Consider the following 12,706-nt stretch of genomic DNA (forward strand, 5'->3'; position numbering starts at 1 on the left):
AGCTTGTCAAAACCGTATGCAAGATGGCTGCATGGCAAGCAACTTACAGGCGCCGGGCCAGCGCCTGCGCCTGTTCCAGCCAGCGCGCGCGCTGCGGCTCGGTGGCGTTCAAAATGGGACCGAAGCTGGCCACCTTGACGGGCTTGATGCCGCAAAATTCCAGCGTCGTCTTGCGCAGCTGGTGGATGCCTGGCATGTGGTAGACCCAGCGGAAATACCAGGGCGGCGTATCCATCGTCACCAGCAGCTGGGCCGTGCGGCCCAACAGCAGCTGCGCCGGAAAAGCCTTGCCTGGGCGATATTTGAAGGCGTAGCCGGGCAGGAAGACGCGGTCGATGAAGCCCTTCAGCAGGGCCGGCGCGCCGCCCCACCAGATCGGGTAGGCGAACACCAGATGCTCGGCCCAGCTGATGGCTTCCTGCGCCGCCAGCAAGTCCGCTTCCAGCGGCTGCACCTGGCGGTAGCCTTCGTGCAGGATGGGATCGAAGTCGAGCTGCCCTAGGCGCAGCTCGCGCACGGTGTGGCCTTCGCTGCGGGCCGTGGCTGCATAGGCATCGGCCAGGGCGGCGCAAAAGCTGTCGCTGGATGGGTGGCCGAGGAGTATCAAAATGCGCTTGGGTGTCGTCTTGGTCATGATGCAGGCTGTCCGTTAAAGAAGAGCTTGCATGCTAAAGCCTGCCCCTAGTGGCAGAGTCAAGCGGCCTCTTGCAGACGCTGGCGCGCCAGGCAGTCGCCGATTTCCATGTCGATGTCAGCCAATTGCGCGTCGAGCTGGCGCAGGCGGGCGATATCCTGCCGCACCTGCGCGCGCTTGGCGGCGATGTGCTGCGACAGGGCGGCCCAGTCCGTGTCGTCGCCGGCCAGGACGGGCAGCAGTTCGGCCAGGCGGAAGCCCAGGACCTGCGCCTGGCGTATCAGCTTGACCTGCGCCAAGTCTTGCTGCGTGTAGACGCGATAGGCGCCCGAGCGGCGCACGTCCCCCAGCAAGCCCAGCGCTTCATAGTGGCGCAAGGCCTTGGGCGAGGTGCCCGCCAGGCGGGCGATTTCTCCGATGTACATGCTTGTCCTTGTCCTTTTATCGAGCTGCGGCGTACGCAGTGTAGCGCAGCTGGCTTGCCAGACGCTAGCTTGCGCGCAGCCTCAGGAGGGCTTGCGGGGCGGGACTTTCTTCGCCGTGCACTCGGCGCAGGTGCCGTACAGCGACAGCGCGTGCTCATGCAGCACGAAGCCCCGCTCGGCGGCGATTTCGTTCTGGCGCAGTTCGATGCCTTCATCAACGAATTCATCGACCTTGCCGCAACCGGTGCAGACCAGGTGGTCGTGGTGCTGGCCTTCGTTCAGTTCGAAGACGGCGTGGCCCGATTCGAAGTGGCGGCGGAACAAAATGCCCGCTTCGGCAAATTGCATCAGCACGCGGTAGATGGTGGCCAGGCCCACGTCGATTTTTTCGGCCAGCAAGAGTTTGTAGACATCGTCCGCACTCAGGTGCTTGATCGTGCCTTCTTGAAACAGCTGCAGAATCCGCAACCGGGGGATGGTCACTTTCAAGCCCGATTCACGCAGTTCCCTCAATATATCCATGTCTCCCATTCCTTTTTGTAGTCGCCTAGCGAGGTCATTCATTATATCGCAAATGATAATCATTACTATTCTCATTTGTATCGTGTGAGCTGGAAATAGTATGCTGCGCGGGCAGGCGGCAATCCAGTGACATCGGCGCAAGTGGCGATTGCGTGGCGGGCAACTTGTGCCGCCAGTTATCATGAAGAATCGGAAAATACGCGTTGAACCGCTACACTGTGCAACAGGGAATAACAATGGAGCACGGCATGGACCGATTTGATGCGATGCGGATCTTTACGCGCATCGTCGAGTTACGCAGTTTCACGCAGGCGGCGCATGACCTCGGCTACCCGAAAGCGACGGTCACGCATGCGATCAAGCAGCTCGAAGCGCGGCTGCGCGTGCGCCTGCTGCAGCGGACTACGCGGCAAGTCATGCCCACGCCCGATGGCGAAGCGTATTACCAGCGCTGCGTGCGCTTGCTGGCGGACCTGGAAGAGACGGAATCCGTGTTCAGTTCGGCGGCGCAGCAGCCGGCCGGCAAACTGCGCATCGACTTGCACGCGACCCTGGCCATGCATTTCGTCATGCCCGTGCTGGACCAGTTCTGCGCCCGCTATCCCTTGATCGAACTGGAAATCGGCATGGGCGACCGCCTCGTCGACCTGGTGCGCGAAGGCGTCGATTGCGTGCTGCGCGTGGGCGAACTGGGCGACTCGTCGATGGTGGCGCGCAGGGTGGCGTTGCTCGAACAGCTTACCTGCGCCAGTCCCGCCTACCTGGCCGCACACGGCACGCCGGAAAATCTGGCGCAACTGGCGGGCCACCGCGCCGTCAATTTCTTTTCCGCCCAAACGGGCAAGGTCTGGCTCTTCGATTTCAAGGTGGATGGGCAGCGGCACAGCGTGGCCTTGCCGGGCACGGTGTCCGTCAACAATGCGGACGCGTATCACGCCTGCTGCCGCGCGGGCATGGGCTTGATCCAGGCTCCCCGCTATCACCTTGAGCAGGCGCTGGTGGCCGGCCAACTGGTGGAAGTGCTGCGGGACTTGCGTCCCGACCCGCTGCCCGTGTCCGTGCTGTATCCCCATCACCGGCAATTGTCGCCACGCGTGCGCGTGTTCGCCGACTGGGTCGCCAGCGTGTTTGCCGAGGCGAATTGACGCGCTGCGGCATTTTCTTGACCTGGGTAAAGGAAAAAATCCCTCTAGTGATGCCATCTAGCACTATTTGATGTGGATCAAAGTTTTTGTTGCACTGCAATCTTAGACTTCGCAGCGTTACTTAACGACAAAAAGAGGGAACTAGAATGAAAAAGTCCGCAACTGCAGCAGCAATCGTCCTGGCCGCCATCGGCGCATTCGCCAGCAACGCAATGGCACAGGAAGGCCCATGGCTGGTCCGTGCCCGCGCCGTGCACCTCGACCCGGCCGATAAATCTGCTCCTGTTGGTGGCGTCGGTGCATCCGACCGTTTGACGGTCAGCAGCAAGACGATTCCTGAAATCGATATTTCGTACTTCTTCACCCCGAATATCGCTGCCGAGCTGATCCTGACTTACCCGCAAAAGCATGACGTCAAGCTCGATGGCAACAATATCGGTACCTTCAAGCATTTGCCGCCGACCCTGTCGCTGCAATACCACTTCATGCCTGAAAAACAGTTCAGCCCTTACGTGGGTGCCGGCATCAACTACACGAATATCTCCGACGTGAAATTGCTGAACGGCGCCGGCCGCCTGGAGCACGACAGCTGGGGCTACTCGCTGCAAGCCGGTGTCGACTACAAACTGGATAAAAACTGGTCGCTGAACTTCGACATCAAGAAAGTGCAGATCCGTAGCGACGTCTTCATCGGTGGCGCCAAGGCCAGCGAAGTCAAGGTCGATCCTCTCCTGATCGGTGTCGGTGTCGGCTACCGCTTCTAAGCAGTGACCGGCTGCGCCCATGCGGCGCGGACAATAAAAAAGACGGCCAGGTGTGAACCTGGCCGTCTTTTTGCATGGCATGCGCCGGTTTATTTTTTCAGCGTCTTTTCCAGCGCCAGCTGGTAGTCCGTTTTTTCGTAGCCGGCCAAATACTTGTTCGTCGCGTCGAGGAAGGCGCGCGAGCGGTAGGCCGCTTCCAGGTCCTTGACCCATGGCTTGGCCTTGTCGGCCGTGCGGATGGCCACCAGGTTGATGTAGCTGTCCGAGATCTTTTCCACGGCGAGGGCCGACGTCAGTTTCATGCCGGCGGCCAGGGCGAAGTTGCCGTTGACGAAAGCGTAGTCGGCGTCCGCCAGCGAACGTGGCAGCTGCGCCGCTTCCAGCGGCACCAGTTTCAGCTTCTTCGGGTTCTCCAGCACGTCGCGCTCGGACGCGCGCAGCGGGTCGACGTTCGGTTTGAGCTTGATCCAGCCCATCTTGGCCAGCATGACCAGCGCGCGCGCCTGGTTGGTCGGGTCGTTCGGCATGGTGATGGTGGCGCCGTTCTTCACGTCGGCCATGGACTTCTGCTTGCCGCCGTACAGGCCGATCGGCATGGTCGGCACGGTGATCAAGGGGCTCAATGGCAGCTTGTTATCGGTGGCGAACTTGGTCAGATACACGATGTGCTGGAACACGTTGGCGTCGAGCGAACCTTCGGCCAGCGCGTAGTTCGGCTGCACGTAGTCGTTGAATTCCACGATCTTGACCTTGTAGCCCTGTTTTTCCAGGATAGGCTTGATGCCCAGTTTCAGCTGGTCCGAGTAGGGGCCGGAACTGGTGCCGATGACGAGTTCTTTCGGGTCCTTGGCGTGGGCGGCGGTGGCGAAGGCCAGGCTGGTGGCGGCGACGAGCAGGGTGCGGCGAATGTGGTTCATGCTTTTCCTTGTACTGAAATACTGAATATGAATTAACGTTTGTCGAGGCGCTTGGCGATGCGCGTGCCGGCGAACTGGATGGTTTGCACCAGCACGATCAGGATGGCCACGGTGGCGACCATGATGTCCGTCTCGAAACGGTAGTAGCCGTAGCGGATGGCCAGGTCGCCGATACCGCCGCCGCCCACCACGCCGGCCACGGCCGAATACGACAGGAAGCTGATCGACAGCACGGTCAGGGCCAGCACGAGGCCGGAGCGCGCTTCCACCAGCAGCACGCGGAAGATGATCTGCATTTCCGACGCGCCCATGGCGTGCGCCGCCTCGATCACGCCGCGCGGCACTTCGCGCAGGTTCTGTTCCACCAGGCGCGCCAGGTAGGGAATGGCGGCGAACGACAGCGGCACGGCAGCTGCCAGCGGGCCGATCGACGTGCCCGCGATGATGCGCGTAAACGGCGTCAGGGCGACCAGCAGAATGATGAAGGGGAAGCTGCGCACGGTATTCACCAGCCAGCCGAGGATCATCGACAGCGGGCGGTTTTCCAGCGACTGGCCTTCCGACACGAGGAACAGCAAGATGCCCAGCGGGCCGCCGATCAGGATGGCGGCCGTGAGACCAATGCCCAGCATGGTCATGGTCTGGCCCAGCGCCACCCAGATTTCCGGCAGCAGGTTGATGACGTTATTGATCGATTCTTCAAACATGTGTTGCATCCTTCCATGCGGTGGCTTCAAACGCCTCGGTGCCGTAATAAGCGAGCTCGCGTCCCAGCGCCGTCTTGCGCGGGGTGGCCGTGTCGCTCAGATCGAATTGTTCGGCGATGGCGCCTTTTTCCACGACGGCGACGCGGTTGCAGATGGCGCCCAGCACCGACAGCTCATGGCTGACGATGACGATGGTCACGCCCAGGCGCGCATTGATGTCGCGCAGGGTGTCGAGCAGGGCGCGCGTCGTTTCCGCATCCAGCGCGGACGTCGGCTCGTCGCACAGCAGCACGTCGGGATGGCTGGCCAGCGCGCGGGCGATGGCCACGCGCTGTTTCTGCCCGCCGGACAATTGCGCCGGATAGCTGTGCAGCTTGTCGGACAGGCCGACGAGCGCCAGGCATTCCTCGACCCTGGCGGCGATCTGCTCGCCCTTGGTCGTGCCATGGATTTTCAGGGGGAAGGCGACGTTGTCGAAGACGCTGGCGTTTTGCAGCAGATTGAACTGCTGGAAAATCATGCCGATATTCTGGCGCGCGTCGCGCAAGTCGCTCTTGCCCAGGCGTGTCAGTTCGCGCCCGGCCACGGTAATGGTGCCGCTGTCGGGACGCTCGAGCAGGTTAATCAGGCGCAGCAGGGTCGATTTGCCGGCGCCGCTCTTGCCGATCAGGCCGAAAATATCACCGGGATAGACTTCCAGCGTGACCGATTTGACCGCGTGGAATTGTTCGCCTTTGGGCAGCGCGAAGGTCTTGTTCGCGCCATCGATGCGAATCACCGGCGTACGGTGTGGTGTGGTCATGCAGTGTTTCCTTTTTTATTGGACCGTGACAGGCGCGCTTGCAGGGGCCAAATCGCCCAGCCTGTTACGTCGGTTGCGTAGTATACCTCCGATCGTGTTATTACTCCTACGACAGAATCTTGCTTTGAATATGCAAATAATGTCTATGCGCGTGTTTGTTGGTTGAAAAAGCGGGAAAGCGGCGTTCTTGCCGAATTTAATCACGTGGAGGGGCGTACAGGAGCTGCATCTTGGTGAAAAGTTCGCCGCGCCCTGCGGATGCATCGCAGTGCTTTTATGTGCAGTTCGGCTCACTTGCCGTTTTTTGGAGGCGGGCAGGGCGGTTTACTGCCCGCCATTGCCCTCTTCGCGGGCAGATTCTGCCCCGCTAGCGGCAGGGCCTTCGGGACGCCGCAGCAGGTAGACGAGGACGGCGATTTCCATGGCGCCCACCATGGCGATGACCCACCACGGCGGGTGGCCCAGGCACATGGCGACAAAGCCGATGGCCATGCCCAGGCAAGCCATGGCCTTGCCGCGCCGCGAAACGGCACGGTGTTCGCGCCACTGGCGCAGCGGCGGACCGAAGCGGGGATGGTGCAGCAGCCAGTGCTCGAGGCGCGGCGAAGCGCGGCTGAAGCAGGCCAGGGCGAGGATCAGGAAAATCGTCGTCGGCATGACGGGGAGCATGGCGCCGATGATCCCCAGCAGCACCATCAGGGCGCCGGCGGCGGTCCAGGCCCAGCGGCGCAGGCGTACGCCGTGCGCTTCGCGCAGTGGCGGCTGGGCGTGCGGCTCCCGCATCAGGCGAGGGCGCCGGCGGTCAGGCCCTGGCTGCGGGGCGTGGAGGCGGTGGGAAGTGCGTTCAAGGTGCGCGTATCTTGGCGGGTGGCCGTCATGTTTTTTCTGTGCTGTGTTCTGCTCTATTATGGATGAATCAAGGCGCCGTTGCATGCCCGCCAGGGCCGTGATGATAACCATTGCACAGAATAATAACAAGAATCATTCTCATCTATGAATTTGATAACGCTGGATATTTTTGGCAATGCAGACAATAATCGGCTGCAGAAGACGCTGTCATGGACATCATTGCTCTTATTATCGATTTTTTCGATGCTAACTAGGTATATTTTCCGTTTTACATCGATCTTCATGCCATGCATAATCTGTTGCAACTGAAGCCAGACAATCAGCCGCAGCGTTTCCCGCCTGCAGCTGCTTGCGGTTTTGACATCCTCCACTCCTATCAGGAATCCATTATGAAAAAACTGCTCGCTTTTATCGCCGCCGCCGGCTTCTCGCTGTCCGCTTTTGCCGCTCCAGAAGTCTATGTCATCGATGGCAGCCACACTTTCCCCCGTTTCGAGTACACCCACATGGGCTTCTCGACGCAGCAAAGCCGTTTCAATAACACCACCGGCAAGGTCACGCTGGACCGCGCAGCCAAGACGGGCGCCGTCGAAGTGCTGATCGACACCAAATCCGTCGATACGGGTTCGACCCTGTTCAACTCGCACATCCAGGGCGAAGACTTCCTCGACACGGCCAAGTATCCTGTCGCCACCTACAAATCGACCAAGTTCAACTTCGACGGCGACAAGCTGGCCTCGGTTGAAGGCAACCTGACCCTGAAAGGCGTGACCAAGCCAGTCACCCTGACCGTCACCTCGTTCGCCTGCGCACCGCACCCGATGCTGAAAAAAGACGCCTGCGGCGCCAACGCCACGGCCAAGATCAAGCGCTCGGAATTCAACGCCGGCAAATATGCGCCAGCTGTCAGCGATGATGTCACCCTGACTTTCGCCATCGAAGCCATCAAACAGTAATCGTTGGCTGTATGACGTAAAAATGGCGGCGGACTTCGGTCCGCCGCCATTTTTTCGTGTGTAATCCGGCATGCGCCAACATTGTGTCGGATTACGCGCTTGCGCGCTAATCCGACCTACGTGGTTTTGCAGGTGCAGCAAGAAGCGGCGGGCCAAAATCCACCGCTTTTTTGACAGTAGGTCGGATTAGCGCGGCAAAGCCGCGCGTAATCCGACATAAGCCGACATGCGCCGGCATGCAAGACGATCACGCCAGGTGATGCACCTCCTGCTGCCCATACACGGGCGTGTTCAACCCTTCCATGCGCGCCTTCAGCTGCAGCGACAGGTACTGGGAATAGTGGCGCGACTGGTGCAGGTTACCGCCATGGAACCACAGCGCCTGCTGTTGCGTGGGTTTCCACATATTGCGTTGTTCGCCTTCCCATGGGCCAGGGTCCTTTGTCGTGGCCGAACCGAGGCCCCACACCTTGCCCACCTTGTTCGCCACCTCGGGCGAGATCAGGTCCGCCGCCCAGCCATTCATGGAGCCGTAGCCGGTGGCGTACACCACCAGGTCGGCCGGCAGTTCCGTGCCGTCCGACAGCACGATGGAATGGGCTTTCAGTTCCTGCACGCCGACGCCGCTTTTCAGCTTGATCTTGCCCTCGGCGACCAGCTCGGAGGCGCCCACGTCGATGTAATAGCCGGAGCCGCGGCGGAGGTATTTCATGAACAGGCCGGAATCGTCGTCGCCAAAGTCCAGCATGAAGCCCCGTTCTTCCAGACGCGCGTAAAAATCCGCATCGCGTTCGCGGATGGCCTTGAAGACGGGTTTCTGGAAGTCGGCCAGGATCTTGTACGGGATCGAGGCGAACGTCAGGTCGGCCTTGGCCGTCGTCATGCCGGCCGCCAGCGCCCGTTCCGAGTACAGGTCGCCCAGCGCCAGGTCCATCAGGGAATCGGACTTGACGATGTGCGTCGACGAGCGCTGCACCATCGTCACGTCCACGCCCGCTTCCCACAGGGCGGCGCAGATATCGTGCGCGGAATTGTTCGCGCCGATGACGACCACCTTCTTGCCGGCATACGCGTCCGGTCCCGGATGCTGCGACGAGTGTTGCTGCTCGCCCTGGAACACGTCCATGCCCTTGAACTTCGGCATGTTGGCCTTGCCCGACATGCCCGTGGCCAGCACCAGCTGCTTGGGCTTGAGGGTGACGGGCTGGCCGTCGCGCAGTACCTGCACCGTCCATTCACCGGTGGCTTCGTCAAAGCTGGCCGATTCGCAGGAAGTCGAACCCCAGTAATTGAGTTCCATCACCTTGGTGTACATTTCCAGCCAGTCGCCGACCTTGTCCTTCGGCGTGAAGACGGGCCAGTTGTCGGGAAACGGGATGTAGGGCATGTGGTCGTACCAGACGGGATCGTGCAGGCACAAGGACTTGTAGCGCTTGCGCCAGCTGTCGCCGGGGCGCGCATTTTTCTCGATGATGATGGTGGGGACGTTCAGCTGGCGCAGCCGCGCACCGAGCGCGATGCCGCCCTGGCCGCCGCCGATGATGACGCAGTAGGGCTGGCGCGTATAGCCCAGTTCCTTTGCATCCTGCTCGCGGTTTTCCAGCCAGCTGCTGCGGTTGGTGCGCGCGCCGTGTTCCGCGCCCATGGGCCGCCGGCCGCCCTTGGCTTCTTCAAACCCCTTCAATTCGCTCATGGTGGTGAGCAGGGTCCATATCTTGCCGTCGCGGATGCGGATGAAACCCACGCCGCGCGCCGCGTTCGTTTCCACCGTGATCCAGCTTTGCAGCACGCCGCCGGCTTCCACCGCATGCTCGCCATCGGTGATGCGGATGGAGACTGGCTGCACGGCGCCTAATTGGGCGGCCAGCATGGCGGCGATCTGTTCGCGGCCTTCCAGGGTTTTCAGGTTCCAGGTAAACAGCACCAGGTCGCGCCAGTAGCCATCCTGTTCGAACAATTGCGCGGCGCCTGTGCCGTCACTGGCGCGAAGAAAGCCTTCGAGCTGCTCCAGGATGCCGGCCACGGCCAAGTCGTGTGGGTTGATATCGGTTTGCATCGTGTCTCCTCCAAGTCTGCTGACTTTATGATGGGATGCGGCTGTGTTGCCGCTGACGATGTTGTAACACTGGCGTTCCGGCGCCGCATTGCGCAGCGCAGCATGGCTGAATTTGAGACGGAAATCTCAGCTTTCCGGATGGGTTACTGGCGGTGCGGCGCCACGATGTGCAGCTGCTTGAGGCGCCGGTACAGGGTAGCGCGCGAGATGCCCAGCATGGCGGCCGCCTGCAGCGGGCGCCATTTGGCGGCGTTCATTGCGTGCTCGATGCGCGTGCGTTCGGCCAGTTCCGGCGCCGTGTATGCCACTACATCTTGCGCGACGGGCGACTCGCGCATGGTGCGCGGACGCACCTTGGCCTGGCGCAGCGGCGCGCGCACGCGCGCATGCAGCCAGGTGCTGCCGCCGGCCAGGCGCAAGGACAGCAGACTGTGTCCCGCGCGCGCATCGAACAGCCGTTCGGTGCGCACTTCCAGTACCTCGGCGACGGGACGCGGCAGGCTGTCGATGCCCCCGATGACGTCGCGCGCGCAGCGGTTGGCGGCGACGATGTCGCCATGTTCGTCGATGGCGAGCAGCATTTCCGGCTGCACTTCCACGAAGTGGCGGTTGCGGTGCGCCAGCAGGATGCAGCAATGGCTGTAGGATTTGAGAAAAAAACCGTCCTCGATCAGGGTCGCGCCTTGCCGCACCAGTTGTTTCACCAGGCGCTGGCTGTCGCGCGCGTCGGGCGAACGCAGGGCCGACGCATCGAGCACGCCGATCAAGTCGCCGTGCGGCGAAAAGATCGGCGCCGCGCTGCAGGTCAGGCCCGTGAAGGCGGCGCGAAAATGGTCGGTCTTGTGCACGGTGATGGCTTCGTGGTCGAGCAGCACAGAGGCGATGCCGCACGTGCCTTCCTCCTCTTCCGACCAGCACGAACCCGGATACAGGCCCGCCTTCTTGAAGTCCTTGCGCTGGTCCGTGTCGACCACATAGTCGATCGTCACACCGCGCGCATTGGCGAGGATGACGCAGTAACCCGCTTCGCGCACCATGGCGTGCAGGCGCGGCAGGCACTGGCCCGTGGAGCGCAGAAAATCTTCTTCCGACTGCTGGATGGCGCGCAGTTCGGCGCCCGTCAGGATACGCGGCCCCGTGGTGGACGCGGGATCGAGCCGGTAGTCGTCGAGCGAACGCCGGTACGACGACGCCAGCCTGGCCGTATCGGCGCCTGGATTGACGATGCGGCCGGCGATCAGGTCACGCACGCGGTCGATATGGCTGGTCTGGCGGACGTAGGGCATGGCGCTCTCCAGTGTCTCGTGTCTGTTTTTTATGGTGTTTTCGTTTTTAGCACGAAGCGCGGGGCCGCGCATCCTGCGCTGCAGCATGGCGCGCGCTTGAGACGTTCGTCTCAGCGCGTGGCCCGCACAATAGGATGCCGTAGAACAAGATAAAAAGTTTCTCTGTTAGCATGCATCGGATGAAGCGAGCGCCGCCGCGGGTGCCAGCCATGACAGGAGAAATGCATGACGACACTGCCACCAATCCGCCGCCTGGCTCTGGCCGCAGCCTGCCTGGCGCTGGCCGCCGGCGCCCATGCGGCAGAGACGACGGCGCCGCTGTCGGCCGCCGCCAGCGATCCGGCTGCATTGCAATGGATGGTGGGCGCGCCGCCGCCGGCCGATAAAATCATCCGCTTCGACGATGGCAGCTATTTCAATTTCCCGCAGCTGCGCTGGAGCGTGTCGCACTTCCGCCAGCTGATGCCGACGGTGGCGGTGGCGCGCGGCTTGAAGGCGCCTGTGCCCTTGCCGCGCGCGCTGCGCAACGATATCGACAGCCTGCGCTTCACGCCCCTGGGCGCCAAGGAGACGATGACGTGGGAGCAGTCGCTGGGCGCCAATTACACGGACGGTATCGTCGTGCTGCACCGGGGCCGCATCGTGTACGAACGCTATTTCGGAGTACTGAAGGAGGGCGGCCAGCATGGCGCCATGTCGGTGACGAAGTCCGTGATGGGCACCATCGGCGCGGCCCTGGTGGCCGAAGGCAAGCTCGATCCGGGCAAGAAGGTGGCCGATTACGTGCCGGAACTGGGCAAGTCCGCGTTTGGCGACGCCACCGTGCGCCAGGTGCTCGACATGACCACGGGCCTGAAATTCAGCGAAGATTACGCCGACCCGAACGCGGAAGTGTGGCAGCACGCGGCGGCCGGCAACCCGCTGCCCAAGCCCAAGGATTACACGGGACCGCGCAGCTATTTCGAGTACCTGCAAACGGTGCGGCATGAGGGAAAACATGGCGAAGGCTTCGGCTACCGCACGGTCAATTCCGACGTGCTGGGCTGGATCATCGCCAGGGTCACGGGGCGGAACGTCAACGACTACCTGTCCGAGCATGTCTGGCAAAAGCTGGGCGCCGAGCAGGATGGCTACATGTCGGTCGATTCGACGGGCACGCCGTTTGCCGGCGGCGGCTTGAGCGCGGGCTTGCGCGACCTGGCCCGATTCGGCGAGATGCTGCGCAACGATGGCCGCTACAACGGCCAGCAAATCATTCCGAAGGCGGCCGTCGACGATATCCGCCGTGGCGGCGACAAGCAGCTGTTCGCCAAGGGCGGCTACGATTTGCTCAAGGGCTGGAGCTACCGCGACATGTGGTGGGTCACGCATAACGACCATGGCGCCTACATGGCGCGCGGCGTGTACGGCCAGCGCATCTACATCGATCCGAAGGCGGAAATGGTGATCGTGCGTTTCGCCTCCACGCCGACGGCGGCCAATGCGGCCAACGACCCGACCACCACGCCAGCCTTCGAAGCGCTGGGCAAGCTGCTGCTGGCCAGGCCGAAGTAGGCTGCCAGGTTGGCCCGTGCCAGCCGTGCGGCGAAACGGACACAACTGCAATACACTATCCTTTCGTCATCATTTATTGCCTTAATGAT

At 62.0% G+C, this 12,706-nt stretch carries 13 protein-coding genes; 4 read left to right on the forward strand and 9 right to left on the reverse strand.

Annotation, left to right across the window (positions count from 1 at the left end):
* Nucleotides 1-43 precede the first annotated feature (43 nt).
* The 3 genes from SKZ59_RS06090 to fur form a co-directional block, all read right to left on the reverse strand.
* Nucleotides 44-634, reverse strand: coding sequence for an NAD(P)H-dependent oxidoreductase (locus tag SKZ59_RS06090; protein ID WP_072452910.1), 591 nt, complete (start codon nucleotides 632-634; stop codon nucleotides 44-46).
* Nucleotides 635-693: 59 nt separating this feature from the next.
* Nucleotides 694-1,059: a MerR family transcriptional regulator gene (locus SKZ59_RS06095; protein ID WP_319991099.1), complete on the reverse strand. Its 366-nt coding sequence runs from the start codon at nucleotides 1,057-1,059 to the stop codon at nucleotides 694-696.
* A gap of 81 nt (nucleotides 1,060-1,140) precedes the next feature.
* Nucleotides 1,141-1,581: a ferric iron uptake transcriptional regulator gene (fur, locus tag SKZ59_RS06100; protein ID WP_035820181.1), complete on the reverse strand. Its 441-nt coding sequence runs from the start codon at nucleotides 1,579-1,581 to the stop codon at nucleotides 1,141-1,143.
* Between the two features lie 248 nt (nucleotides 1,582-1,829).
* Here fur and SKZ59_RS06105 point away from each other — a divergent pair, with 248 nt between their 5' ends.
* A complete protein-coding gene (locus SKZ59_RS06105; RefSeq protein WP_319991100.1) occupies nucleotides 1,830-2,726 on the forward strand; it encodes a LysR family transcriptional regulator in 897 nt (298 codons plus the stop codon).
* A gap of 146 nt (nucleotides 2,727-2,872) precedes the next feature.
* Nucleotides 2,873-3,490 carry an OmpW/AlkL family protein gene (locus SKZ59_RS06110; protein ID WP_034756695.1) on the forward strand — a complete coding sequence of 206 codons (618 nt, stop codon included), beginning with the start codon at nucleotides 2,873-2,875 and terminating at the stop codon, nucleotides 3,488-3,490.
* An 89-nt stretch (nucleotides 3,491-3,579) separates the two neighbouring features.
* Here SKZ59_RS06110 and SKZ59_RS06115 read toward each other — a convergent pair whose 3' ends face one another.
* From SKZ59_RS06115 to SKZ59_RS06130, 4 genes are all read right to left on the reverse strand, one after another.
* A complete protein-coding gene (locus SKZ59_RS06115) occupies nucleotides 3,580-4,407 on the reverse strand; it encodes a MetQ/NlpA family ABC transporter substrate-binding protein (RefSeq protein WP_034756698.1) in 828 nt (275 codons plus the stop codon).
* A gap of 32 nt (nucleotides 4,408-4,439) precedes the next feature.
* Complete coding sequence (locus tag SKZ59_RS06120; RefSeq protein ID WP_035820173.1) at nucleotides 4,440-5,114, reverse strand: methionine ABC transporter permease; 675 nt, start codon at nucleotides 5,112-5,114, stop codon at nucleotides 4,440-4,442.
* On the reverse strand, nucleotides 5,107-5,916 hold the full coding sequence (locus SKZ59_RS06125) for a methionine ABC transporter ATP-binding protein (protein ID WP_070305126.1): 810 nt from the start codon (nucleotides 5,914-5,916) through the stop codon (nucleotides 5,107-5,109). The genes SKZ59_RS06120 and SKZ59_RS06125 overlap by 8 nt, the downstream gene beginning before the upstream one ends.
* Before the next feature lie 324 nt (nucleotides 5,917-6,240).
* The gene (locus tag SKZ59_RS06130; RefSeq protein ID WP_081367963.1) at nucleotides 6,241-6,699 is read right to left on the reverse strand and encodes a YbaN family protein; all 459 of its coding nucleotides are present in this window, start codon (nucleotides 6,697-6,699) and stop codon (nucleotides 6,241-6,243) included.
* Nucleotides 6,700-7,154: 455 nt separating this feature from the next.
* Between SKZ59_RS06130 and SKZ59_RS06135 the strand changes: the two genes are divergently transcribed.
* Nucleotides 7,155-7,721 (forward strand): YceI family protein, encoded by a 567-nt coding sequence (locus tag SKZ59_RS06135; RefSeq protein WP_034756709.1) that lies wholly within the window; start codon nucleotides 7,155-7,157, stop codon nucleotides 7,719-7,721.
* 247 nt (nucleotides 7,722-7,968) lie between these two features.
* Here the strand turns inward: SKZ59_RS06135 and SKZ59_RS06140 are convergent, their stop codons facing one another.
* Together SKZ59_RS06140 and SKZ59_RS06145 are read right to left on the reverse strand one after the other, a co-directional pair.
* Nucleotides 7,969-9,777 (reverse strand): NAD(P)/FAD-dependent oxidoreductase, encoded by a 1,809-nt coding sequence (locus SKZ59_RS06140; RefSeq protein ID WP_319991101.1) that lies wholly within the window; start codon nucleotides 9,775-9,777, stop codon nucleotides 7,969-7,971.
* A 143-nt stretch (nucleotides 9,778-9,920) separates the two neighbouring features.
* Complete coding sequence (locus SKZ59_RS06145) at nucleotides 9,921-11,063, reverse strand: sigma-54-dependent Fis family transcriptional regulator (RefSeq protein ID WP_070305124.1); 1,143 nt, start codon at nucleotides 11,061-11,063, stop codon at nucleotides 9,921-9,923.
* A gap of 225 nt (nucleotides 11,064-11,288) precedes the next feature.
* Between SKZ59_RS06145 and SKZ59_RS06150 the strand changes: the two genes are divergently transcribed.
* On the forward strand, nucleotides 11,289-12,617 hold the full coding sequence (locus SKZ59_RS06150; protein ID WP_319991102.1) for a serine hydrolase: 1,329 nt from the start codon (nucleotides 11,289-11,291) through the stop codon (nucleotides 12,615-12,617).
* Nucleotides 12,618-12,706 lie beyond the last annotated feature (89 nt).

It is taken from the genome of Janthinobacterium sp. GMG2, assembly GCF_033949445.1.
Taxonomy (GTDB): Bacteria; Pseudomonadota; Gammaproteobacteria; order Burkholderiales; family Burkholderiaceae_D; genus Janthinobacterium; species Janthinobacterium aestuarii.

What these genes read in the sequence shown, in the direction of transcription:
- SKZ59_RS06090 (WP_072452910.1), bottom strand. Translation starts at nt 634, where the DNA reads ATGACCAAGACGACACCCAAGCGCATTTTGATACTCCTCGGCCACCCA.
- SKZ59_RS06095 (WP_319991099.1), bottom strand. Translation starts at nt 1,059, where the DNA reads ATGTACATCGGAGAAATCGCCCGCCTGGCGGGCACCTCGCCCAAGGCC.
- fur (WP_035820181.1), bottom strand. Translation starts at nt 1,581, where the DNA reads ATGGATATATTGAGGGAACTGCGTGAATCGGGCTTGAAAGTGACCATC.
- SKZ59_RS06105 (WP_319991100.1), top strand. Translation starts at nt 1,830, where the DNA reads ATGGACCGATTTGATGCGATGCGGATCTTTACGCGCATCGTCGAGTTA.
- SKZ59_RS06110 (WP_034756695.1), top strand. Translation starts at nt 2,873, where the DNA reads ATGAAAAAGTCCGCAACTGCAGCAGCAATCGTCCTGGCCGCCATCGGC.
- SKZ59_RS06115 (WP_034756698.1), bottom strand. Translation starts at nt 4,407, where the DNA reads ATGAACCACATTCGCCGCACCCTGCTCGTCGCCGCCACCAGCCTGGCC.
- SKZ59_RS06120 (WP_035820173.1), bottom strand. Translation starts at nt 5,114, where the DNA reads ATGTTTGAAGAATCGATCAATAACGTCATCAACCTGCTGCCGGAAATC.
- SKZ59_RS06125 (WP_070305126.1), bottom strand. Translation starts at nt 5,916, where the DNA reads ATGACCACACCACACCGTACGCCGGTGATTCGCATCGATGGCGCGAAC.
- SKZ59_RS06130 (WP_081367963.1), bottom strand. Translation starts at nt 6,699, where the DNA reads ATGCGGGAGCCGCACGCCCAGCCGCCACTGCGCGAAGCGCACGGCGTA.
- SKZ59_RS06135 (WP_034756709.1), top strand. Translation starts at nt 7,155, where the DNA reads ATGAAAAAACTGCTCGCTTTTATCGCCGCCGCCGGCTTCTCGCTGTCC.
- SKZ59_RS06140 (WP_319991101.1), bottom strand. Translation starts at nt 9,777, where the DNA reads ATGCAAACCGATATCAACCCACACGACTTGGCCGTGGCCGGCATCCTG.
- SKZ59_RS06145 (WP_070305124.1), bottom strand. Translation starts at nt 11,063, where the DNA reads ATGCCCTACGTCCGCCAGACCAGCCATATCGACCGCGTGCGTGACCTG.
- SKZ59_RS06150 (WP_319991102.1), top strand. Translation starts at nt 11,289, where the DNA reads ATGACGACACTGCCACCAATCCGCCGCCTGGCTCTGGCCGCAGCCTGC.